The 22,579-nt window shown below is 70.8% G+C and carries 16 protein-coding genes; 4 read left to right on the top strand and 12 right to left on the bottom strand.

The window, feature by feature from the left end:
* Positions 1-48: 48 nt before the first annotated feature.
* The 5 genes from ABZU32_RS29720 to ABZU32_RS29700 all read right to left on the bottom strand — a co-directional run bounded on the left by ABZU32_RS29720 (position 49) and on the right by ABZU32_RS29700 (position 7,944).
* Complete coding sequence (locus ABZU32_RS29720) at positions 49-1,356, bottom strand: hypothetical protein (protein ID WP_354927165.1); 1,308 nt, start codon at positions 1,354-1,356, stop codon at positions 49-51.
* A 64-nt stretch (positions 1,357-1,420) separates the two neighbouring features.
* Positions 1,421-2,530 (bottom strand): glycosyltransferase family 4 protein, encoded by a 1,110-nt coding sequence (locus ABZU32_RS29715; RefSeq protein WP_354927163.1) that lies wholly within the window; start codon positions 2,528-2,530, stop codon positions 1,421-1,423.
* A 79-nt stretch (positions 2,531-2,609) separates the two neighbouring features.
* Positions 2,610-4,961: a hypothetical protein gene (locus tag ABZU32_RS29710; protein WP_354927161.1), complete on the bottom strand. Its 2,352-nt coding sequence runs from the start codon at positions 4,959-4,961 to the stop codon at positions 2,610-2,612.
* Positions 4,962-5,028: 67 nt separating this feature from the next.
* The gene (asnB, locus tag ABZU32_RS29705; protein WP_354927159.1) at positions 5,029-6,960 is read right to left on the bottom strand and encodes an asparagine synthase (glutamine-hydrolyzing); all 1,932 of its coding nucleotides are present in this window, start codon (positions 6,958-6,960) and stop codon (positions 5,029-5,031) included.
* The gene (locus tag ABZU32_RS29700; protein ID WP_354927157.1) at positions 6,961-7,944 is read right to left on the bottom strand and encodes a methyltransferase domain-containing protein; all 984 of its coding nucleotides are present in this window, start codon (positions 7,942-7,944) and stop codon (positions 6,961-6,963) included. It abuts the gene before it with no gap.
* Positions 7,945-8,190: 246 nt separating this feature from the next.
* Here ABZU32_RS29700 and ABZU32_RS29695 point away from each other — a divergent pair, with 246 nt between their 5' ends.
* Complete coding sequence (locus ABZU32_RS29695) at positions 8,191-12,462, top strand: DUF4082 domain-containing protein (protein WP_354927155.1); 4,272 nt, start codon at positions 8,191-8,193, stop codon at positions 12,460-12,462.
* Positions 12,463-12,536: 74 nt separating this feature from the next.
* Here the strand turns inward: ABZU32_RS29695 and ABZU32_RS29690 are convergent, their stop codons facing one another.
* From ABZU32_RS29690 to ABZU32_RS29680, 3 genes are read right to left on the bottom strand one after another with little or no spacing between them, the layout of a single operon-like run.
* Entirely contained in the window at positions 12,537-13,247 is a 711-nt protein-coding gene (locus tag ABZU32_RS29690) for a class I SAM-dependent methyltransferase (RefSeq protein WP_354927153.1), read from the bottom strand.
* Between the two features lie 17 nt (positions 13,248-13,264).
* On the bottom strand, positions 13,265-14,242 hold the full coding sequence (gene rfbB, locus ABZU32_RS29685; protein WP_354927151.1) for a dTDP-glucose 4,6-dehydratase: 978 nt from the start codon (positions 14,240-14,242) through the stop codon (positions 13,265-13,267).
* On the bottom strand, positions 14,239-15,306 hold the full coding sequence (locus ABZU32_RS29680; protein ID WP_354839290.1) for a glucose-1-phosphate thymidylyltransferase: 1,068 nt from the start codon (positions 15,304-15,306) through the stop codon (positions 14,239-14,241). Before ABZU32_RS29680 ends, rfbB begins: the two co-directional genes overlap by 4 nt.
* A gap of 356 nt (positions 15,307-15,662) precedes the next feature.
* On the opposite strand from ABZU32_RS29680, the gene ABZU32_RS29675 reads away from it, so the two are divergent.
* Positions 15,663-16,649 (top strand): glycosyltransferase family 2 protein, encoded by a 987-nt coding sequence (locus tag ABZU32_RS29675; protein WP_354927149.1) that lies wholly within the window; start codon positions 15,663-15,665, stop codon positions 16,647-16,649.
* Positions 16,650-17,448: 799 nt separating this feature from the next.
* Here the strand turns inward: ABZU32_RS29675 and ABZU32_RS29670 are convergent.
* The 3 genes from ABZU32_RS29670 to ABZU32_RS29660 all read right to left on the bottom strand — a co-directional run bounded on the left by ABZU32_RS29670 (position 17,449) and on the right by ABZU32_RS29660 (position 19,097).
* Positions 17,449-17,880, bottom strand: a complete 432-nt coding sequence (locus ABZU32_RS29670) for an RICIN domain-containing protein (protein WP_354927147.1) — start codon at positions 17,878-17,880, stop codon at positions 17,449-17,451.
* 205 nt (positions 17,881-18,085) lie between these two features.
* A complete protein-coding gene (locus ABZU32_RS29665; protein WP_354927145.1) occupies positions 18,086-18,286 on the bottom strand; it encodes a DUF397 domain-containing protein in 201 nt (66 codons plus the stop codon).
* Positions 18,279-19,097 carry a helix-turn-helix transcriptional regulator gene (locus ABZU32_RS29660; RefSeq protein ID WP_354927143.1) on the bottom strand — a complete coding sequence of 273 codons (819 nt, stop codon included), beginning with the start codon at positions 19,095-19,097 and terminating at the stop codon, positions 18,279-18,281. Before ABZU32_RS29660 ends, ABZU32_RS29665 begins: the two co-directional genes overlap by 8 nt.
* A 169-nt stretch (positions 19,098-19,266) precedes the next feature.
* Between ABZU32_RS29660 and ABZU32_RS29655 the strand changes: the two genes are divergently transcribed.
* On the top strand, positions 19,267-19,722 hold the full coding sequence (locus ABZU32_RS29655; protein WP_354927141.1) for an ATP-binding protein: 456 nt from the start codon (positions 19,267-19,269) through the stop codon (positions 19,720-19,722).
* 414 nt (positions 19,723-20,136) lie between these two features.
* On the opposite strand, the gene ABZU32_RS29650 is transcribed toward ABZU32_RS29655, so the two are convergent.
* Entirely contained in the window at positions 20,137-21,384 is a 1,248-nt protein-coding gene (locus ABZU32_RS29650) for a glycoside hydrolase family 16 protein (protein WP_354927139.1), read from the bottom strand.
* Between the two features lie 198 nt (positions 21,385-21,582).
* Here ABZU32_RS29650 and ABZU32_RS29645 point away from each other — a divergent pair, with 198 nt between their 5' ends.
* Positions 21,583-22,509, top strand: coding sequence for a helix-turn-helix transcriptional regulator (locus tag ABZU32_RS29645; protein WP_354927137.1), 927 nt, complete (start codon positions 21,583-21,585; stop codon positions 22,507-22,509).
* Positions 22,510-22,579: the final 70 nt, after the last annotated feature.

The raw sequence follows: 22,579 nt of genomic DNA, 5'->3' as shown, positions 1-22,579 counted from the left end.
GCCTGCTACGGCGCCCGAGCCGGTGGACATTCATGGACAGCGCACTAGCTAGCCCGCTTTGGCGCAGATGCGGCGCAGCAGCGCCGCCCACACGGCCGCCCCGGCGACGGCGGCGGCGAGCGTGCCCCAGGCGAAGCACAGCGCGGTGCCGAGCGGGGTGGGGGAGAGCCACCGGGCGAGCAGCAGGACGGCGAGCAGCGCGGCGCCCTCGCCGGCGAGGTAGGCCAGCCGCCAGCCGGGACGCCCCAGAGCAAGCGGCAGGACGTTCGACCAGCACACCAGCCCCTTGACGCACGCCGCGGCGACGAGCACGGCGGCGACCGGGCCGATGGCCGCGTACTGCCGTCCGTAGACCAGGCGCAGCACGTCGTCCAGCAGCGGGAGCGCGACGGCGGTCGCCGTCAGGCCGGCGGCGGCGAGCGGGACGCTGGCGCGCGCGATGTCCCGGCGGGCGTGCGTCCGCTCCCGCCCCGCCGCGGCGGCGCGGGCGAGCCGGGGGTACAGCATCGAGGCGACCGGCATGACCAGCGTCGCGTACAGCCGCCCCGGCGCCGAGGCGATCTTCAGGATCGTCACCAGCGCCGACCCGCCGAGCAGCCCGGCCACGGTGAGGACGCCGGACTCGGCGACCTCTGCCAGCGCCGTCCCGCCGGTGGCCTTGGCGGTGAAGGACACCAGGCCGTCCGGCAGCGGCGCCCCCGCCCGCGACGGACCGAGCCTCGCCAGCAGCGCCCGGGTGCCGAGCGCGCCGACCACCAGCCCGGCCAGCATCGCGGCCACCGCCTGCCCGGCCAGGTAGGCCAGCGGCCCCGCGGCCAGCAGTCCGCCGACCGGCAGAGCGAAGGAGACGACCGCGCACCCGAGGCGCAGCAGCCCCAGCTCGTGCAGCCGGTCGGACAGGGCGAACGACGCGCGCACCGCGCCGTTGGCCGCCAGCGCGGCCCGGCCGATGAGGGCCAGCGCCAGCATGCGGGCCAGGTCGTCCCCGGCCAGGCCGAGCAGCCAGGCCGCCGCGACGCCCGCGCAGCACAGGGCGGCCGCGAGGGCGCGGATCCCGACGTCCCAGCGGACCAGCCGCCGGTACAGCGCGAACCCCCGCCCGTCGCGCCGCTGCTCGATGGGCACGTAGCGCTGGACGGTGTTGTCCAGGCGCGGATCGAGGAACAGGAAGCACAGACCGGCCACCGACTGGGCGAAGATGACGCCGCCGGAGGTCTCGGCGCCGGTCACCCGCACCAGCGCCACCAGGCTGAGCGAGGACAGGACGGCCTCGGCCAGCCCGGCGGCGGCCAGCGTGGAGAAGGTCCGCAGGTGCCGTCCGCCGGCGGGGGCGCGGCCCGCGACCCGTTCACGCACGCTCACCATGACCGTGCGCGCATCCCGTCCGCGCGGCGCGGCCGGCGCCGCCGGGGCCTCGCGGTCATGAGGCGGTCGCCGGCAGCAGGGGGCCGCCGGGGAGCAGGGCGGTGTACCGCTCCTCGACGCGAGCGGCCACCGACGACCAGTCCAGCGTCGCGGCCGCCCGCAGCCCGCGTTCGATGATCTCGGGAAGGGCGCGGTCGCCCTCCAGCACCTCCCGCAGCCGTCTCACCAGGTCGGGGACCGAACCGCTGAGGAACGTCCGGTAGGCGCCGGCCTCGACGATGGGCTCCAGCGAGGTCTCCGAGGACAGGATGACGGGGGTGCCGAGCGCGAGGGCCTCCAGCGCGGCGGTGGGGATGCCCTCGCCGATGGTCGGGAGCCGGCGCGAGGCCAGCACGAACGCCTGCGCCCTCGCCACCAGCGCGTACACCTCGCTCTCCGGAAGGTGCCCGGCCAGGTGGACTCCGCGCCCGGTTCCGGCGAGCTGTTGGAGGGCGGCCCGCTCACTGCCCTCCCCGGCGATGACCAGCCGCGCGCCGGGGTGCAGGGCGCGCAGCGCGTGGAAGGCCTCGATGGTCACCGCGTGGTTCTTGACCTTCTCCAGCGAGCCGACGCTCACGATCAACCCAGGTTCGACCGGCTCCCCGTGGTGGCGGGCGATGTGGCGCAGGTCCAGCCCGCTGGACATCGTGGCGATCCGCGACGCGGGGACGCCGGCGCCGCGCAGGTCCTGCGCCGGCCGCGCGCCGATGGCGATGAAGTCGTCGACGTGGCGGAAGGCGAACGGCATGATCGGCAGGTGGCGCATGGTCATGGCCCCGTGCACGGTCACCACCAGCGGAACGCCGAGGCGGCGCGCCGCCGGGCCGAGCGCCAGCGTCTCCCGGTGGTCGCCGTGCACGTGCACGACGTCCACCTCGCCCGCGTCGCGCAGCGCGCGGGCGCATTCGAGCCCGAAGGCCAGCACGTCCGACCTGCGGGCGAGCAGGCGGCTGCGCCGCGTCCGGCGCAGCGTGAGGGTTTGCGCGCCTTCCGGCGCCCGGCCGCGCCGGTGGGCGACCACCACCCGGTGCCCGCGGGCGAGTTGTTCGCGGGCCAGCCGCTCGATGTGACGCTCCAGGCCCCCCGGCTCGGGCGGCAGCCGGTATCCGACGTGGACGATGCGCATGTGACCTCTCCTGTAGGTGTGCGTGGGTCCCCTGTGCCCGCGCCGGGGACGGCGCGGGCCTCGTCTCCTCCGAAGGCGCTCAGAGCGCCCGGGCGGCGAGCGCGGCCAGGTCGTAGACCGCGTAGTCGCCCGAGCGGTACACCGGCCGCGCGAACCCGCCGATGCCGAGGCCGTCGCCCGCCAGGTGCTCGTCCGCGAACAGCCAGCGCACGCCGTGGCGGTCGCGCATCTCCCGCAGGATCTCCCGCGAGGGGGCGGTGAACGCCGCGTCGTTCAGCCGGATCAGCCGCGCGTCCCAGAAGGGCAGGTACTCCAGCGGGACGCGCCCGTCCCAGCGGCGCAGGTTCGCCGCGGTGTAGGCCCACCCTTCGACCAGCACTCGCCGCTCGCTCAGCGCGGCCACCCAGAAGTGGTAGGAGGCGCACGGGTTCTCCTTCCCCCACTGGCAGTGGGCGTTGGTGGCCACCACGTCGTCCGGTCCGGAGTGGGCGCGCAGCCAGCGCGCGGCGGGGAGGATCCCATCGGGGACCGCCGCGGGGGCCGGTGCGGCCGTGGCGACGTCCGCGCCTCCGGCGAGCCGGCCCGCGGACGCCAGCACCCGCGCGTGCAGGTCCGCCGGCAGACCGATGGCCGCGAGCATCACGGTCACCAGCGCCCAGGCGCGCACCGCTCCGGCGCGGACGGTGAGCACCACGCCCGCGACCACGGCGACGGCCGCCAGCGCGACGTAGGGCAGGTACAGCGACGCGACCGGCCGCCCCTCGGGCAGGGGGACGCGCACCCCGCACGACAGGGCGATCGCGTACACGGCGGCGGCGCCCGCCGCGGCGGCCAGCAGCGTCGCCCTCAGCGAGACCCCCGAGCGGCGCAGCAGCAGCAGGATGCCGTGCACCGTGACGATCACCATGTACGGGTAGGCGCCCCACAGGAAGAACAGCTGGCTGCGGCACGGGTGCCCGAACAGGGTCATCGTGCCGAGCCCCGCGGCGCCCATGCCGAGCATGAGCACCACGCCCGGCCGGGCCAGGGCCCCGGCCCGGCTGAGCAGGCCGAGCGTCCCGCCCCACACGACCAGCCAGCCCAGCAGGTAGACCAGGGCGATGCCGGCCGCCGCCCCGGCCGAGGGCAGCTCGGGCGCTGTGGGCCCGGTCACCTCGCCCGTCTCGGTCAGCTCGGCGAGCGTCGTGCGCATCGTGAACAGCGGAGAGACGACCAGGCCCTGTCGCGCGCCGCCGAACAGCATGGTCTGGGCGTACAGGCACAGGGCGCCGGTCACGCCGAGCGCCGCGAGCGCCGGCCAGGGCGGGCGGCGGCGCCTGATCACACCCGCCGCGGCCACGGTCACCAGGCCCGCGCCGAGCAGAGGCAGGTAGGAGGCCTTGCCGCCCATGACGGCCACCAGCAGCACGCACGCCAGGACCCACCCGCCCGCGCTCCGCCGCCCCTCCAGCAGATCGGCCAGGATGACGACGAGCGGGGCGAACAGCATGGCGCCGAAGGTCTGGGTGGGGCTGGCCCAGGCCAGGTCGGTGACGCCGCCCCAGGTGAACGACCCGTTGGTCCCCAGGTACAGGCTCGGCACCGCGACGAACAGCATGCCCGCCGCGGCCAGCGGCCCCCCGGCCCACGAGCCCGTGACGCGGCGCCCGGTCATGCAGATCAGCACGAGCAGCACCGCCAGCATGGGCAGCGCGCCCAGGCGGAACAGCAGCACCAGCGGCTCCACGCCGGTGACCCAGCTCGCGGCGGCGTAGTGCGCGTACACGAACCAGTGGTAGAGCAGCGGCTCGCCGGCGACCATGGGCACCGTGGGCGGCATGTGGTGCCGCAGCTCGCCGACCAGCGCCAGGTGGAACGGCATGTCGACGGAGGCGACGCCGAGCCCCGGCCAGGTGAGGGCGTGGGTGCGGAAGAAGCTGGCCGCCCCCCAGGCGACCAGGAACGCCATCAGCAGCGCCAGCGACCACGACGCCCACAGCGGCGTCCGTTCCAGCCCCGCCGGCGACCGCCAGTGCCGGCGCAGCCGGGGGACGGCGAGGAAGGCCGCCACGACGGTGACCGGCCAGGCGAGCACCAGCAGCGGCGCCCCGGCGGCGCGGGCGGACATGTAGCACAGGACCTCGACGGCGTAGCCGATCGCCAGCCCGAGGGCGACCTCCTCGGCGCGGGTGCGCGCCCCGGCGTACAGGGCCCGCACCAGCAGCGTTCCGGGAAGCGCGAGGCCCGCGGCGACGTAGGCGGCGAACCGCGCCATGTCCGCGGCGGACACCCCGTAGTGGCTCAGCGTCGCCGCGGTGAGGGCCGTCACGGTCAGTCCCGGCAGCCACGGCGACCGGTGCGGCCGCCACCGGGGCGCGCGGTCCGCCTCGACGGCGGGGACGGCCTCCAGCGGGCCCGCGGGGCGGTCCTCGACGGACGGAGTGTGGGTCATGCGTGCAAGCTTGGCGAGACGAAGATCGGTCGCAGGGCGTGGACGCCCACGCCGTGCGATGTCCTTGTCACTCCTTTATGTGCGCCAAACGGGACGCCGGGCAGGCGTTCGCCTCGACGGCGGCGCCGCCCGGCACGCCGTGGGCGCGGTGCCACAGCTCGAACTGCAGCAGCGTCCACAGCCGGGGCCCGTGGTCGCCGCCGTCCATGTGCCGCTGCAGCAGCTCGCGCACGGCCGCCGGCCGGAACAGGCCCCGCACCCGGGCGGTGTGGTCGGTGAGCACGTCGAAGGCCAGCTCGCGCAGCTCGCCCCGCAGCCAGGCGGCCAGCGGCACGCCGAACCCCTGCTTGGGCAGGTGCGCCAGCCCCGGGGGCAGCCACGGGGCCACGGCCCGTTTGAGCAGCACCTTGGTGTGGCCGCCCCGCACCTTGCACGAGTCGGGCAGCCGGGCCGCCCACTCCATCAGGTGGTGGTCCAGGAACGGCGAACGGGCCTCCAGCGAGTTGGCCATCGTCGTGATGTCCACCTTCACCAGCAGGTCGTCCGGCAGGTAGGTGAGGGTGTCCACGTCGAGCACCCGGCCGAGGTCGGAACCCGCCGCCGAGGAGTCGAAGGCGTCCCGCAGCAACGCGTGGCTGTCCACGCCCGCGAGCCGCTCGCGCAGCACGTCGCCGTAGATCCGCCACTTCTGCTCGGGGGTGAAGCACGACATCAGCCGCGGATACCGCTCGGCGGGGGGCGCCGCGGCGAACTGCATGAGCCGGCCCAGCCGCCGGGGGAGCCCGCCGAACTCGCTGCGCTCGGCCACCAGCGCCCCGGCCCGCCCGCACGGGCCGGCGAACGCGCGCGGCAGCGACGGCATGCGCCCCGCCCGGGCCATCAGCGCGTGGCGCCGGTACCCGCCGAAGCACTCGTCCCCGCCGTCGCCGTTGAGCGCGACGGTGACGTGCCGCCGGCTCATCTGGGCGACGTAGAAGCTCGGGATGGCCGAGGAGTCGGCGAACGGCTCGTCGAAGTGCCAGGCGAGCCGGGGCAGCACCTCCAGCAGGTCGGGCGTCACGACCAGCTCGTGGTGGTCGGTGGCATAACGCTCGGCGACCATGCGGGCCTTGTGCCGCTCGTCGTAGCGGTCGTCCTCGAAGCCGACGCAGAAGGTCTTGACCGGCTCGGCGCTCTGCATGGCCATCGCGGCCACCACCGCCGAGGAGTCGACGCCACCGGACAGGAACGCCCCGATGGGGCGCTCGCTCACCATGCGCAGCCGGGTCGCCTCCAGCAGCAGTTCGCGCAGCCGCTCCTCCGCCTCGCGCTCGTCCACCGGTGGTCCGGGCGTGCGGTCGGGCCGCCAGTAGCGGCGCACGCTCGCCCGGCCGTCCTCCCACACCAGAAGGTGCGCGGGCGGCAGCTTGTGCACGCCCTGGAAGATCGACCACGGCGCCGGGACGTACTGGTAGCTCAGGTAGTGGTGCAGCGCGACCGGGTCGATCTCCCGGCGCAGCGCCGGGTCCTGGGCCAGGGACTTCAGCTCGGAGGCGAACCTGATCGCGCCGGCGTCCGCCCACCAGTACAGCGGCTTCTTGCCGGCGCGGTCGCGGGCCAGCAGCAGCCGCCGCCGGTCGCGGTCCCACACCGCGAAGGCGAACATGCCGCGCAGCCGGTGCACCATCTCGTCCCCGTACTGCTCATAAAGGTGCACCAGGCACTCGGAGTCCCCGGCGCCGCGCAGCCGGTGCCCCTGGCGCGCGAGCTCCTCGCGCAACTCGGCGAAGTTGTAGATCTCGCCGTTGAACACCGCGGCGACCCGGCCGTTCTCGTTGTAGACCGGCTGGTCGCCGTGCGCGACGTCGATGATCGCCAGCCTGCGCATGCCCAGCGACGCGTGCTCGTCGTCGTGGAAGCCCTCGCCGTCGGGGCCCCGATGGGAGATCACGTCGCACATGCGGCGCACCAGCGCCGGGTCGGGGCGGGACAGGGAGGCCGTGCCGGCGATGCCGCACATCTACTTGACGCCGCCGATCACATACAGTCCCCGGTCGCGCCGGATCGAGAACTCCCGCAGGCCGAGCTCCCGCGCCCACCGCGCGAGGCGGCGGCGCGGCTGGGGCCGCTCGTAGCGCGGCGCGAGCCAGTCGAAGGTGTCCAGCACCGACCAGTTGCGGATCATCTCGGGGTCGGTCAGGCCGAGGTGGCGGTGGTTGGCCACCGGGACCAGGCGCGCCAGGTACGGGCCGGCCTTCGGCACCGCGCTCAGCGCCATCGACAGCGGCAGGAGGCGCGGCACGACCTGGTCCACCAGGGAGTACAGGCGGGCGGGCGGGATGCGCTTGGTGACCGGGCGCAGCAACTGGCGCGGGTGAGGATAGGCGACCATCGCCGCGTAGACGTCGACGCAGAAACGGCCCCCGGGGCGCAGGTACCGGAACAGCGTCTTGAAGGTGCGCTCGACGTCGGGCGTGTGCTGGATGACCCCGAAGCAGAACAGGTAGTCGAAGGACTCCTCCGGGAACGGCGCCTCGTACACGCTGGCCTGCACCAGCCGCAGGTTGGGGAAGCGGCCGTTGGAGGCGGCGTTGGCCTGGACGGCACTGGAGATGTCGAAGGAGGTCACCTGGGCGCCGGTCTGGCACAGCACCTCGGTGAAGCGCCCGGCGCCGCTGCCGCACTCGAGCAGCGTCCGGCCGTGCAGGTCCTCCGAGGACCAGCCGGTCGCGCGCAGCAGCCGGTCGCGGGTGATCGGCAGACCGGAGTGGGAGTCGAGCTGGGTGAGCCTGTGGCGGTTCCACTGGTATCCGAAGCCCTCCGCGTAGGTGTCAGGGGGGACGAAGCGCGGAATCCCGTTCTCGACGGGGTAGGTGACCGCGCAGGCGTCGCAGCGCAGCCCTTCCTCGTCGCGGAGCCGGCCCCGGCACCGGGGGCAGCGCAGCGCGTGGCACCAGGAGATCCCGGCGCCCGCGCCGTCGGACACGTAGTTGGGAAGCGTCATCAGACTGCCAATCCAGCGAGACATGGAGGATGGCCGGAGCCGGCCGGGTCGTGCGACTACCAGGGTCATATTACGGAGAGTGACCATGCGGGCGCGTTCATGGCCCGGGCGTGTCTCTCCCGATGCCGTCACCAGGCCCGCGCGGAGGGCCGCAGGCTCCCGGCCTGGGCAAAGGGCGGCAAGGATAGGGCTGGGCGGGTGCGTCCGGAGGTACGGCCGGGCGCGCGTGTTGTAACGCTTGCGCGCATGAGCATGACGTGGCCTTTTCACGGCCGTTCGCTGGACTCCGACGTACTCGTCACGGGCGGCCGGGTGGCCGGGCCGTCGCGGTGGACCTGGACGCGCCGGATCACCTTGGGCACCTGTGTGGCGGTCGTGCTGACGACCGCGGGTCCCTGCGGCCTGGCGTCGGCGGCGGGATCGCCGTCCGGCGCCTTCCGCCGGGCGGCGGATTTCCCGACCGCCTCCGTCCAGCCCTTCACCGCTACCGGACCCGCCGCGCGCGACGAGCGGGGAACGCCCGCCCCGGCCCCGGGCGAGGGGGCGGCGAAACCGGGCGCCGGCGACCCCGGCGACCCGCCTTCGGGTGACCCGCCCGAAGGCGGCCCGCCCGAGGGCGGCTCCGGGAGTTCCCACGATCCGCCCCCGGCGGACCAGGCGGCCCCTCCGGTCACGGCGCCTCCTGGTACGGCGCCTCCTGGTACGGCGCCTCCTGGTACGGCGCCTTCGGGTACGGCGCCTCCTGGTACGGCGCCTCAGGGCGCGGCCGTTCCGGACACGGCCGCCCCGGACGCCGGCGTGCCGGGCCGGCGGACTCCCGGTGACACCGCCCAGGGTCGGGCCGTTCCCGGTCAGGACGGCCCCGCACCGGCCTCCGACGGCACGCGAGCGGAGCCCGGGGCGGCGGCGCAGGACGGCACCGGGCTGGAGGAGGCGGCGGAGCGGTTGCGCGCGGCCCGGGGGCCCAGGGAGGGCGACACCGGGTGGCGCGCCGTCCAGAAGGCATGGGAGAAGCGGCAGCGGCGGGAGGCGCTGAAGGCGAAGGCCCGCCGCGCTGCCTGCCCGCCCGCCTCGATCATCTGCATCGAGAACAGCCTGCCCGGCAGCCCGCCCAGCCAGTGGGACATTCCCGGCGCCGGCGACAGCAACATCCAGGGCTACGCCACCCAGATGAGCGTGAACGTCGGCGAGACGGTCCAGTTCAAGATCGACACCTCCGCCACGTCCTACCGGCTGGACGTGTACCGCTACGGCTACTACGGCGGCATGGGCGCCCGGCTGATCACGACACTCAACCCGACCGCGACGCTGCCGCAGACGCAGCCCGCCTGCCTGACCGACCCGTCGGTCGGCCTGGTCGACTGCGGCAACTGGGCGGTGTCCGCCTCCTGGGACGTCCCGGCGAGCGCCGTCTCGGGGGTGTACTTCGCCAAGCTGGTGCGCACCGACGGCACGCCCGGCGCCAGTCACATCACCTTCGTGGTCCGCGACGACGGACGGCACTCGGAGCTGCTGTTCAAGACCTCCGACACCGCCTGGCAGGCGTACAACGCCTACGGCGGCAACAGCCTCTACACCGGCAGCCCGGCCGGTCGGGCCTACAAGGTGAGCTACAACCGCCCGTTCACCACCGCCTGCTGCTCGTGCTGCCTGGGCGGCAACGAGACGTGGTTCTCCCTCGCCGAGTATCCGATGGTGCGGTGGCTGGAGGCCAACGCCTACGACGTCAGCTACTTCTCCAGCGTCGACACCGCGGCCCGCGGCGCCGAGCTGCTGGAGCACAAGGTCTTCCTGTCGGTCGGCCACGACGAGTACTGGTCGGAAGACATGCGGACGAACGTGGAGAACGCCCGCGACAGCGGGGTCAACCTCACTTTCTTCTCCGGCAACGAGGTCTTCTGGAAGACCCGGTGGGAGCCCAGCATCGACGGCGGCGCCACGCCGTTCCGCACGCTGGTCTGCTACAAGGAGACCCACGCCAACCAGAAAATCGATCCCAGCCCGCAGTGGACCGGTTCGTGGCGCGACCCGCGTTTCTCGCCGCCGTCCAACGGCGGCCGCCCGGAGAACGGGCTGACCGGGACGCTGTTCATGGTCAACGGCGTGGTGAACGACGCCATCACCGTGCCGGCGGACTTCTCCTCGATGCGCATCTGGCGCAACACCGCGGTCGCGAACCTGCAGCCCGGCCAGGTGGTGACCTTTCCGGCCGGCACGCTCGGGTCCGAGTGGGACGTGGTGCCCGACAACGGGTTCGAGCCGCCGGGCCCGGTGAAGTACTCGCGCACGACCATCGCCACTCCGAACAAGTACCTGCTCGACTTCGGCAGCAACTTCGGGGCGGGCGTCGCCACGCACAACCTGTCGCTGTACAGGGCGGCGAGCGGCGCGCTGGTCTTCGGCGCGGGGACCATCCAGTGGTCGTGGGGGCTGGACGCGACCCACTCCAAGCCGGGCACGCCCACCAACATCACGATGCAGCAGGCGACGGTCAACCTGTTCGCCGACATGAACTGCCAGCCCGCCACCCTGCAGCCGGGCCTGGTCCCGGCCACCCCGTCCACCGACACCGCCCCGCCCACCTCGACGATCGACAGCCCCTCCACGGGCGCGTCGGTGGAGACCGGCATCCCGGTCACGGTGCAGGGGACCGCGGCCGACACCGGGGGCGGCGTCGTGGCAGGCGTCGAGATCTCCTTCGACGGCGTGCGGTGGTTCCAGGCCACCGGCCGCACCGACTGGCAGTTCAGCTGGCTGCCGAGCGGTTCGCAGCAGAGCGTCACCATCAGGGTGCGGGCGGTCGACGACATCGGCAACCTGCAGGTCCTGCCCACGACCGTCACCGTCACGGTGACCACGCAGTGCCCCTGCACCATCTGGCCGACGACGACCGTGCCGGCGACCCAGAGCAGCACCGACACCAAGTCCGTCGAACTCGGCGTGAAGTTCCGGGCCACGGCCGCGGGCTACATCAACGGCATCCGGTTCTACAAGGGGTCGCTGAACACCGGCACGCACACCGGCAGCCTGTGGACCTCCTCGGGGCAACTCCTGGCCACCGCGACGTTCACCAACGAGACGGACTCGGGCTGGCAGCAGGTGAACTTCTCGGTGCCCGTCCCGGTCGACATCAACACCACCTACGTCGCCTCCTACTTCGCGCCGAACGGCAGGTACTCCTACAACCTCGCCTACTTCACCACCGACGTGGTGAACGGCCCGCTCACAGCGCTGGCCAACAACGTGGACGGCGGCAACGGCGTCTACCGGTACGGGGCCACCAGCGGGTTCCCGACCAGCACCTACCAGGCGAGCAACTACTGGGTGGACGTGGTGTTCACCCCGATGGACAGCCTGTGGACCAACGGCACCACCCCGGCGAACCCGGCCAACCCCGACACCACCCCGGTGACCACGGGCGTGAAGTTCCAGGCGTCCACGACCGGGGAGATCAGGGGCATCCGGTTCTACAAGGGGGTGCAGAACACCGGCACGCACATCGGCAGCCTGTGGACCACCGACGGCCAACTGCTCGCCAGCGCGACGTTCACCAACGAGACGGCCTCGGGGTGGCAGCAGGTGAACTTCGCCACGCCCGTGCAGGTGAAGGCCGGCACGACCTACATCGCCTCCACCTACGTGGCCTCCGGGCACTTCCCGTACAACCTTCAGTACTTCACCACGCAGTACAGCAACCCCCCGCTCACGGCGCTCGCCGACGGCGCGGAAGGCGGCAACGGCGTGTACGCCTACAACGCGGTGAACACCTTCCCGCAGAACACGTTCCAGTCCGCCAACTACTGGGTGGACGTGGTGTTCGCCGCGTCGCAGAGCCTGTGGAACAACGCCGCGACGCCCGACGTCGTGTCCCACCCGGACTCCGACCCGGTCGTGCTCGGCGTGAAGTTCCAGGCGACCGCCAACGGGACCATCAGGGGGATCCGCTTCTACAAGGGCCCGCAGAACACCGGCACGCACGTCGGCAGCCTGTGGACCACCGACGGCCAGCTCCTGGCCAGCGTGACCTTCACCGACGAGACCGAGTCGGGGTGGCAGCAGGCGTACTTCGCCACCCCGGTGCCGGTCACCGCGGGCACGACGTACATCGCCTCGTACAACACCACCGCGGGGCACTTCTCCTACACACTGCAGTACTTCACCGGCCAGTACACGAACTTCCCGCTCCTGGCCCCGGCGTCCGACGCCTCCGGCGGGAACGGCGTGTACGTCTACAGCCCTGTCAACGCCTTCCCGCAGTTCACCTACCAGGCGGCCAACTACTGGGTCGACGTGCTGTACGACCAGGGGAGCGGGGGCGGCGCACCACGCGTCACCGGACGACCCGGGGCACGCCGTCCCGGCCCGCGCGCCGCTGAGACGCGTGTCGTCGGACCGCGTGTCGCCGGACCATCCAGGACCGGGACGCGCCGTCCCGAGGCGGGCGTCCCTGCGCCGCGCGTCGCCGAGGTGCGCGCGGCCGGGCCGTCCCGGGCGCGCCGCCCCGAGCCGCCCGCCTGACCTGCCCGCACACCGAAGTGGCCCCGCTCGCGTCCGCGAGCGGGGCCACCGTCGTCTCCACGGGTCTTCGGCCGTCAGCGCTCCGGGCGGCGCCCCCTGGTGATCAGCGAGACGCCGGGCAGCGACCGGACCGGCAGGTACCGCTCGGCCGCGATCACGGCGGACAGCGCCATGTTGACCAGCGGAGGCGTCTCCACGACGTCGGACCCCGAGGTGTGCTTCCTGCGGCGCGCCACGACCGGCCGCAGCAGGACGTTCCAGCTCCACATCCGCTCGATGACCAGGCCTTCCTGCGAGAGCACCGAGCGCAGCCCGTCGCGGGTGTAGCGGCGGACGTGCCCGGAGGCCACGTCGTGCGCCGACCACAGCGCCATGTCGCACGGCACCGTGATCAGCGCGGTGCCGCCCGGACGCAGCACGCGCAGGATCTCCCGGACGGCCAGCTCGTCCTCCTCGATGTGCTCAAGCACGTCGAACGCCAGCACCAGGTCGAAGTGACCGTCCGGCAGGGGAAGGTTGCGCGCGTCGGCGTGGATGGCCTGCAGCCCGCGCTCGCGCGCCAGGTCAACGGCCGTCTGCGAGAAGTCCGCGACCAGCGCGTCCCAGCCGTGGTCGACCAGGACGCGGGTGTTGCCGCCCCCCGCCGCCCCGATGTCCAGCGCCCGCCCGGGCGGGCCGAGCCGCCGCAGCTCGCGCAGCTCGCGCGCGAGGAGGGCGCGTCGTTCGCGGAACCACCAGTGGCGGTCCTCGATCTCGACCGTGCGGCGAATCTCCGTGGCCTCCATGGCTCCTCCTAGTGACCCTATTGACCCGATGTCTTCAACGGCCGCCACCAGTCCCGGTGATCGCGGTACCAGCGGACGACCTCGGCCAGCCCGCGCTCGAAGTCGACCTCCGGCGCGAACCCGAGCGCCCCGATCTTCCCGCTGTCCACCGAGTACCGCCGGTCGTGGCCGGGGCGGTCGGCGACCGGGACGACCATGTCCCAGCCGGCCCCGAACGCGGCCAGCAGCCGCTCGGTCAGCGCGAGGTTGGTCAGCTCGACCCCGCCGCCGATGTTGTACACCTCGCCGCCGCAGCCCTTGTCGAGCACGAGCTGCACGGCGCGGCAGTGGTCGTCCACGTGCAGCCACTCGCGCACGTTGCCGCCGTCGCCGTACAGGGGGACGGGCAGCCCGTCGATCAGGTTGGTGACGAACAGAGGTATGACCTTCTCAGGGTGCTGGTACGGCCCGTAGTTGTTGGAGCAGCGGGTGACCCGCACGTCCAGCCCGTAGGTCCGGTGGTAGGCCCGGCAGAGCAGGTCGCCCCCCGCCTTGGCGGCCGAGTAGGGCGAGTTGGGCCGCAGCGGCGCCGACTCCTCCCACGACCCGCCGGCGATCGACCCGTACACCTCGTCGGTCGACACCTGCACCACCGTGCGCACGCCGGCCGCCAGGGCCGCGTCCAGCAGCCGCTGGGTGCCCTGCACGTTGGTCGTCACGAAGTCCGCCGCGCCGGCGATCGACCGGTCGACGTGCGTCTCGGCGGCGAAGTTCACGATCACGTCGTGGCCGGGCACCACCTCGGCGAGCAGCCCGGCGTCGGCGATGTCCCCGTGGACGAACGCGTACCCCGGGTGGCCGGCGACCGGCCGAAGGTTGGCCGGGTTGCCGGCGTAGGTCAGCTTGTCCAGCACCGTGACCCGCGCGTCCGCGCAGGAGGCGTAGGCTCCGGCGAGCAGCGAGCGCACGTAGTTCGACCCGATGAAACCGGCCCCGCCGGTGACCAGCAGCCTCATGCCCGCACCTGCACCCTGCTGTGGTCGCCCACCATCAGCTGCAGCGCGTTCGGCACGCCCTGCGCCCGCACCACCTCGACGTTGCGGCCGATCAGCGAGTAGGTCAGCCGGGAGACGCCCCGAACCGTCGACTCCTCGCAGACGATGGCGTACTCCACTTCAGCGTCCTCCAGGACGCAGCGCTCGCCGATCGAGGTGTAGGGACCGATGTAGGACCCGCTGATGCGCGCCCCCGCGCCGATCACCGCGGGTCCGCGGATCACCGACCCGCGCACCGAGGCCCCGGTCTCGATGACCACCCGGCCCGACACCTCCGACGACCCGTCGACGGTGCCGCGGATGCGCGGCTCGACGCCCTCCAGCACGATGCGGTTGCACTCCAGCATGTCCTGCAGCCGCCCGGTGTCGCGCCAGTAGCCGCTGACCAAGTGCGAGTGGACGCGAAAGCCGTTGGCGATCAGCCAGGTCACCGCGTCGGTGATCTCCAGCTCGCCGCGCGCCGACGGCCGGATCGCCCGGACCGCCTCGTGGATCGCGGGGGAGAAGGTGTAGACGCCCACGATCGCCAGATCGCCGCGCGGGCGGGCGGGCTTCTCCTCAAGGCTCAGGATCTCCCCGGAGGGCCCGAGCTCGGCGACGCCGTAGAACTGCGGCTCGGCCACCTTGGTGAGCAGGAGCTGGGCGTCGTGGCCGGCGTCGCGGAAGGCGTCCACCAGGTCACGGATGCCGCCCACCAGGAAGTTGTCGCCCAGGTACATGACGAAAGGGTCGTCGCCCAGGAACTCCCGGGCGATCAGCACGCAGTGGGCCAGCCCGAGCGGGGCCTCCTGGGGGATGTAGGTGATCTCCAGGCCGAACGCCGAACCGTCCCCGACGGCCTCGCGGACCTCACGGCCGGTGTCGCCGATGATCATGCCGACCTCGGTGATGCCGGCGTCGCGGATGGCCTCCAGGCCGTAGAACAGCACCGGCCTGTTCGCGACGGGGACCAACTGCTTGGCCGAGGTGTGGGTCAGCGGGCGCAGCCTCGTGCCCCTTCCACCTGCCAGAACGAGCGCTTTCATCGCTCACTTGCCTTCCCGCGAGAACACATGGCCGATCGACGGCCCCGAATCTATGGGCGCTCGGACCACCTGGCCCCCCGACGTCCGCGGCTTTGCCGAACAATGGGCCCCCGGTTGCCGCCGCGGGGGGTCGGTCACGCGGCCGCCGACGCCCGCGCCTGGTCCGTCCCCGTCCGTGCCCCCCTTCCTGCCCTGTCCGCTCGCGCAAACGGCTCCTCACGATCGGCAAAAGCCGGGCGGGCCCGTACTTGGCGCGCGGCAACGCCGCGCCAAGGACACCGCGACGAGCCGCAGCGGTCCTGGCGTCCACCTGCGGCGATGTGGTCGGCTGCGGGCGAGAGATGATCGGGGGATCAATGTCGGTGTCGGTGGTCATTCCGTGTTACCGCTCCGCCCGGGTGCTTCCCACGCTGGTGGCAAGGTTGCTGCCGGTCCTGCGTGAGGTGTCGGTCCGGCACGAGGTGATCCTCGTCGTCGACGGCAGCCCCGACGACACCTGGCGGACCGCCGCGGACCTCGCGGCCCGCTTCGACGTCGTCCGCGCGATCCACCTGTCGCGCAACTACGGCCAGCACAACGCCCTGGTCGCCGGGATCAGGGAGGCCGCGTTCGACGTCGTGGTGACGATGGACGACGACCTGCAGCACCTGCCCGAGCAGATCCCGCAACTGCTGGCCGCGCTGGAGGGCGACCGTCTCGACCTGGTGTACGGCGTCCCGCACAAGGAGGAGCACGGGCTGGTCCGCAGCCTCGCCTCCCGGTCGGTCAAGGCCGCCATGGCGCTCGCGCTGGGCGTGCGCACGGCCCGGGCCATCAGCGCCTTCCGCGCCTTCCGCACGCCGCTGCGCGAGGGCTTCCACGACCTGTCCGGCCCGCACGCCTCCCTGGACGTCGCCTTCTCCTGGGCCACCACCCGCGTCGGCTCGGTCAAGGTGCACATGAACGAGCGCGGCCACGGCCGCTCGGCCTACACGCCGCGGCTGCTGGTCCGGCACGCCATGAACATGCTCCTCGGCTACAGCACCACGCCGCTGCGCGTGGCCAGCTACCTGGGCTTCCTCGTGGGCGTCATCGGGCTGCTGCTGGGCGGCTCGGTGCTGTGGAGCTTCATCGCCGGCGACACCACGGTGGCCGGGTTCACCACCATCGCCTCGATGGTCGCCCTGTTCTCCGCCGCCCAGCTCATGTCCATCGGCGTCCTCGGCGAGTACGTCGGCCGCATCCACGGCAGCGGCATGGGCCGCCCCACCTACGTCATCCGCGAACGCGCCGGCGCCCACGTCCCCTCGGACCTCTCCTACCGCCCCACCCCCAAGCCCTACCGCCCCGGCGGCGTCAACTGACCCAAGCCCCTTCGTGCCGAAGGCCATGGCACCCGCCATGAAAAGGTGCCTTCGGCACTGTCTTTCTCGGGCGACTCTCGCCGCCTCCCCACCCGCCGCCGCGCAGGTGGGGCGATGAATGTGGAGAGCCGACGAGCCTCGAGCGCTGATCATCCTGTCGGTGCTGCCGCCTACTGGGTAAGGGCTGGTCCGCCACCCGCCCACCTGATTGACTGGCGCTGTGCTGACCTCCCGATCTTCGACTCGGCCCGTTGGACGAGCTTTGGCGAAGTTGGTCCTGGTAACGCTACTGACGGCTGTCGTGCTCGCCTTGGGCATGTGGTGGCTGCTGACAGAGGGATGGAACGCCCTACTTGATGCTCTGCCGATATGGCTACCTCATACCCGCTGACAGCTCGCGAAGGATGCGCCACTTCTCATCCCGAGAAGCGGCCCACCGCACCGTCGTCCACGCCCGCCGTGGCCCTCGACGTACGAGCCTAGGCGGGCACGCCGACCTCCCCACGCTGTTCATCTCCGACTGAAGGCCGCGTCAGTTTCACGGCGTCTGGTTCCGGGCTTCACTGGCGGTGGGTGGGGAGGCCGGTCGCCAGGTGGCCCAGACGGTCTTGCCGACGGCGTGTGAAGGTTTCGCGCTCGTCCGGCGGGGTCCGCGGCGACGGTCGGGGCAAGCATGCACAGAGTCCGGATGGCTGCGGCGGTCAGCGCGCCGATCTCCTGATCGTGGATAAGCGGCCAGGTCGGCCATCGCGGTTCGGTGGGCGGCTGTTGATCGACGGGATCGACGGTGTGATCGGTGCTATGACTTGCACTCCTCGAAGAACCACATCTGGTTCTGCCCCTCCCATCTTCCCCATACCGCTATCCGCGTTCCGGGGTCGGAGGACCCACGGTTCGTGACTTCGAGATCTTTCTTGCAGTTGGGGACACACACGCGGCAGGACAGCGCGACCGCCTCTTCCTCCCACACGTGCCACTCGAACGCGGATTCCCGCAGAAGGGCGCCGTCGTCATTCTTCGGCTGATGATCGGTGCTGAGGTATGTACCTGTTCCGACGTTCCGCAGGGTCCACCCGTTCCCGATCCGGTTGAGCTGCCACATCTGGGTGTCGCTGTCATTCGAAGGATTTCCGACGGCACGGATCGTGCCGTCGTTCTCGGCGATATCGATGTAGGTGCCGGACTTCGCGTTCCGTATTCTGTAGACTTTTCCTGATTCGATGTCAGTCAAGTTGTGCGTCCTTTCCTGAACCTCCTTGATCCTTGAGTCATCTTGCCGCACATGTTCTTTTCCGGCCACTTACCAGGCGGCAACATTCGACAGGTGACCCATACGGATCCCGTGCCCGCTCGACGGCGGATCGCGCGAGATCGCCCTCCCGCGCGATCCGGCACCCGGCCGCCCTCCCGCCCGCGACCTTATGGGCTTGGCGCGCTCAGCCGTCCAGTGCGCGGGTCTTGAGGCCGGTCAAGAAAGCCGACCATCCGGCCGGCGCGAAGGTCAGGTTCGGGCCGGTCGGGTTCTTGCTGTCCCTGACGGCGACGCGCCCGGGCAGGTTCGATGCGACCTCGACGCAGTTGCCGGTGTCGCCGCTATACGTGCTTTTGCGCCACTGTGCGCCCAGAAGGTCACCCATGGTCCACCACTTTCCGTATGAGCTTGACCGACTGCTTGAACGGTAGAGCCTCAGCCCGAATTGCGTCATATCTGGTGGAGAGTTGGCCGATGACCTGCCGGTCTTCGAGGGTGCGCCCCACAGGCTGCGCATCCGCGTATGCGGCGTATGCCGTTCCGTTTCGTTCCGCGATGATGAACCCGCCTATCAGCCCGCAGTGTGCCTCTGCCTCGTACGGGACGACTTGGATGGTCACGTGGGGGTGCTCGGCGACTTCGAGCACGGACTGTAGCTGTGCACGCATCACCTCTGCGCCACCGATGGACCGGTGAAGCACCGACTCATCCAGAACGATGCTGATCAGCGGCGGATCGTCGCGGTTGAGAATGGTCTGCCGCCGCATGCGGCCGGCCAGGCGTTGGTCGATCTCCTCGCGGGTGATGCCCGGAGAGGTTGCGAACATCTCGCGGGCGTACGCCTCCGTCTGAAGCAGGCCGGGGATGAGCACCGGTTCCCAACTCTTCAGTCCTGTGGCGTCCGCCTCCTCTTCCAGCCAGGGCCGGAAATACGCAGGCGCCGTGTTCCAGGTCGTGGCCATGTAAAGGTTCATCAGTGTGCCGTTCAGACCGAGGGCCCTGTCACACTCGCGAGCGAAGGCTTCGGTCGGGACTCTCCTCATGGCCTCGACCATGGCCACCTGGGAGTCCGAGAAGCTTATATGCGATCCGAGCGCCTTTTGTGTAAGGCCTGCAGTGTTCCGGTGGCGGCGCAGTTCTGCGGCGAAAATGGCACGCGGTGACTTACTGGGGTCGGTGTCTCTCGGAGCGGTCAAATCATGCCATCCAACCGAATCGGGGGCATTTCGGCTTGCTCACGCACCTACTCACATAAGTGTGGTGCACCGTGAGTGGGTTTACCTGGTGATCGTAGCTGGCCGTTGCCAATCTCATAAGGCGAAGTCATCTGCGACCCGCACTTCTCCGAGTGCGAAAGGCTGACAAATGAGGGCAGGAAGTCTGCTGGGCGTCATGGATTTGGTTGGAGCTCCCGAGTCGGTGTCGGTTGCGCGGGAGTTCGTGAAGGCGAAGCTCGGCAAGGATCATCCGGCTCTGGACGACGTGACGCTGCTGGTTTCCGAGCTTGTCACCAATTCTGTCCTTCACTCTAATTCGAGGAACGGCGGGAGGATCACCCTCGCTCTCGCCGACTGCCGTGATCTCATCCATGTGGACGTGGTCGACGCCGGAGGTCAGACGGCCCCGGAAGTCCATGGCGACATGTACGCGGAGGGCGGCCGGGGGCTCATGCTCGTACAGACGCTGTCCCACCGGTGGGCCGTCCACGACGACGCGGCCGGCAGGACGGTGTGGTGCCAGGTCAAGTACAAGCCGGCACAGGACATGGCATCCCCGGGTCCGGGCGTCGATCCCCTGTCCGACGAGGAGGTCCGCCCGTAGACCGAGGGCGGCGGCGTGGACGGGCTTCCCCGCAAGGCGGTGGAAGTTGCTCCCCTTCGCCGGCGTCATGTCGATGACGCTGGTGCCCGCCGTCCTGAGCACGGATTGACCGCCGGGGTCGGTCTCCCAAAGGTGTGCGGCGGCGGTCCGCAGGCGGTTCCTGTCGGCTCCGCCTGCGGACCGGGATGTGAGCCACCAGGGCGCCTACGCCCACCCGGGCGGCCTTTGCAGGTATGAAATCGGTTCTATTCGGCTTGGGTGGCGCGGAGCAAGCGGCCATCGGGCCTGTGGAAAGTGGTGAGGTACGGGTCCTCGCTTCCTCAGGCTCCGATCAGCGGGACATATGAAGTCGGGCGGCCCGGAACGTGGCTGTGAGATGACCGTGGGATCGCGGCGTGGTCGGGTTTTCTCCTTTCACTGGTATTGGGTGTAGGAGTTTTGGTACATCCGGATCCAGTCGATGTCCTGGCGGGCAGCGCGCATCGGGCCGCTGGCCGGGACCATGTCGAGTTGGGCGCCGCCGTTTGTGACGTTGAAGTATGGGACCGCGGCATTGACCGTGCAAATGAGGTTGCCATCGACGTACCACGTGACCGAGTTCGGCTGCCAGTCGATCGCGTAGTTGTGAAACTGCGTCGAGTCGATCGCCAGCGGGCAGTAGGTCTGGGTTCCGTCGTGATGCACGAAGAGGTCGATCTCCGGGTCACCGACCGGGCGTTCGGCGAAGTCGATCTCCGCGCTCTGCCAGACCTTGTCGTCGGCCGGCCAGAGCAGCGGCACCGCTCCGTACCGGCCGCCGGTCGCCGAGAGTTGGACTGCCCGCTCTCGGACCTCGACGCGCCCGTACTTGAAGGGCCTGGTCCGGGCGTAGAGGCCGCCCGTCACACCATCTGTGGTACCGGAGACCGACAGGAAACCGCCCGACTCGGTGGTCTGCGCCGCACAGCGGCGGCCGTGGCCGTTGAAGCCGGGCGTGCAACCGGTCCGCTGGCCGGGGTCGGCGCCGAACAGTCCCCACTTGGTGAGGTCGACGCTGGTCGCGTTGTACTCATCGGACTGGCTGGCGACGTAGGAACCCCACCCATAGCGGACCGCGGCCGAGTCACTGGGCGATGTGGTGGCGAGTTGGTAGTTGCAGACGGTGGCCTTGAAGTCCGTGCCGGTGGCCGAGCCGAAGTCGCCGATCTGGAGGATGTGGGCGAGGGCTGCGCCGCTGGGCACGGTGAAGGTCCCCGACACGAGCACCCAGGTGCCCGCCGACGCCGTTGAAGCCGGCAGTGTGACCGACGGCGTCTGTTGTTCGCCCAGATAGTTGCCGATCGAGTTGTACCATTCGACGGTGATCTTCGCCGACCCTGAGCCGAACACGACCGCGTCTTTCGCGGAGAACGTCCAGCTCTGGCCGGGGGTGACGGAGAGCGAGGGCATGTAAAACTCGCGGCCGCTGGTGTCGAACGCCCAGTTCGCGCCGATCGGCTCACCGACCGGGTCGCGACTGACCGAGGCGCCGTCGAGTGAGCCCCAGCCGTTCAGGTTGGAGGCCAGCACGGGATTGCTGCAAGCGTTCGTGTCAGCGACGGCCGGGCTGCCGTCAATGGCGACCAGGGTGGTCGCCGCGAGCGTGGCTACAGCGATCAGTCTTGCCCAGGAACAGGTGGCCATCGTGCTCCTTCACGTCGATGTCGCAGAGGGGTCTGGACCACGACAGCCTCTATCCATCAATCACGACTAGTGAAGGGTTAAACGCTCCTGGTAACGTTTCATAGGGTTCGCGCAGGCCGTGCGGGGGCAGCCTGAAACGTTACTTATGCGAGAGGGCTGATGGACCAGACTCCGCCGCGCCGCAGAAAGCCTGGCCCGATGGCCGAACTTCCGCCCGATGTCCCGCCACAGCGGCGAGCCTTGATTGAAGAGATGCGTCGTGGCCGCGACCAGACCGCCCGCAGCATGCAAGATCTGGCCACCAAGATGTACGTGTCGAAGGCGACCATAAGCCGATGGCTCGCCGGCAAGGCGCAGCCTATGCGCAAGCAAGCACAACAATGGGCTGAGCTATGCGGAACAGACCCAGACCTCATTGGCAATCTGTGGGACGACGCGCATAACGCTGCCGCACCGCTTGAACCATCCAAGCCACTTGTACGGGTGGAACCGCCGCCGACTGCTGCACGGTGGCCTCGCTGGGCCGCGCCGTTGGCCACCCTCGTGACCGTTGTTGTTGTTGCTGTTGCTGCCGGGGGCGCCATCTGGTGGACGCTCAACCGTAATGATCAGCCGACACCGGTCTGCGCGGGTAAGGCGACCGGACCGGCCATGGTCCAACCCACACCTGATCACGCCGCGGGGGTCACCTTCTGCCCCGTAGAGATCAACGAGGGGCGATTACCCATCACCGGACCGTTCCGGCTCTCCGGCCAAGTCCTGGGTCCATTGACCGTTCGCCAACGCATGGTCTTGCTGGTCTCCAGCGATCCGAACACCTGCGACGCATTGGGCAACGCCGCTCCAGACGCCCGCATGTATCTCCATGAAGCGCAGATCGGATCATGGGACGGCAGTTGGTCCTACATCGACACCCTCGGCTACGAAGAAGCCGTCACCTACGCCCGCAACTTCGTATACGTGCTGGCGCCCAGCAACGACGTGCTCAATGAGATCCACAATGACCGAGATCATTACCTCGCGAACGGCGGCGACGAAGACTCCTACGCCGGCCTGACCCAACTACCGACGGGGGGCAGAGATTCTCGCCCACTTCGACGTCCCGGCCGGGCTCTATCACGGTAAACCCGGCACATGTCACAAATGACTCATAACGCCTTCACCCCAGATCCGCCGCCGAAGGTCGCGGAGCGTG

The sequence above is a fragment of the Sphaerisporangium sp. NPDC005288 genome (assembly GCF_040607475.1).
Taxonomy (GTDB): Bacteria; Actinomycetota; Actinomycetes; order Streptosporangiales; family Streptosporangiaceae; genus Sphaerisporangium; species Sphaerisporangium rhizosphaerae.
The sequence above is the reverse complement of the archived record's forward strand: the minus strand, read 5'-3'. Positions and strand labels throughout refer to the sequence as shown.

Coding starts and splice junctions, on each gene's coding strand:
- ABZU32_RS29715 (WP_354927163.1), bottom strand. CDS start 2,530: ATGCGCATCGTCCACGTCGGATACCGGCTGCCGCCCGAGCCGGGGGGC.
- ABZU32_RS29710 (WP_354927161.1), bottom strand. CDS start 4,961: ATGACCCACACTCCGTCCGTCGAGGACCGCCCCGCGGGCCCGCTGGAG.
- asnB (WP_354927159.1), bottom strand. CDS start 6,960: ATGTGCGGCATCGCCGGCACGGCCTCCCTGTCCCGCCCCGACCCGGCG.
- ABZU32_RS29700 (WP_354927157.1), bottom strand. CDS start 7,944: ATGACGCTTCCCAACTACGTGTCCGACGGCGCGGGCGCCGGGATCTCC.
- ABZU32_RS29695 (WP_354927155.1), top strand. CDS start 8,191: ATGAGCATGACGTGGCCTTTTCACGGCCGTTCGCTGGACTCCGACGTA.
- ABZU32_RS29690 (WP_354927153.1), bottom strand. CDS start 13,247: ATGGAGGCCACGGAGATTCGCCGCACGGTCGAGATCGAGGACCGCCAC.
- rfbB (WP_354927151.1), bottom strand. CDS start 14,242: ATGAGGCTGCTGGTCACCGGCGGGGCCGGTTTCATCGGGTCGAACTAC.
- ABZU32_RS29680 (WP_354839290.1), bottom strand. CDS start 15,306: ATGAAAGCGCTCGTTCTGGCAGGTGGAAGGGGCACGAGGCTGCGCCCG.
- ABZU32_RS29675 (WP_354927149.1), top strand. CDS start 15,663: ATGTCGGTGTCGGTGGTCATTCCGTGTTACCGCTCCGCCCGGGTGCTT.
- ABZU32_RS29665 (WP_354927145.1), bottom strand. CDS start 18,286: ATGGGTGACCTTCTGGGCGCACAGTGGCGCAAAAGCACGTATAGCGGC.
- ABZU32_RS29655 (WP_354927141.1), top strand. CDS start 19,267: ATGAGGGCAGGAAGTCTGCTGGGCGTCATGGATTTGGTTGGAGCTCCC.
- ABZU32_RS29650 (WP_354927139.1), bottom strand. CDS start 21,384: ATGGCCACCTGTTCCTGGGCAAGACTGATCGCTGTAGCCACGCTCGCG.
- ABZU32_RS29645 (WP_354927137.1), top strand. CDS start 21,583: ATGGCCGAACTTCCGCCCGATGTCCCGCCACAGCGGCGAGCCTTGATT.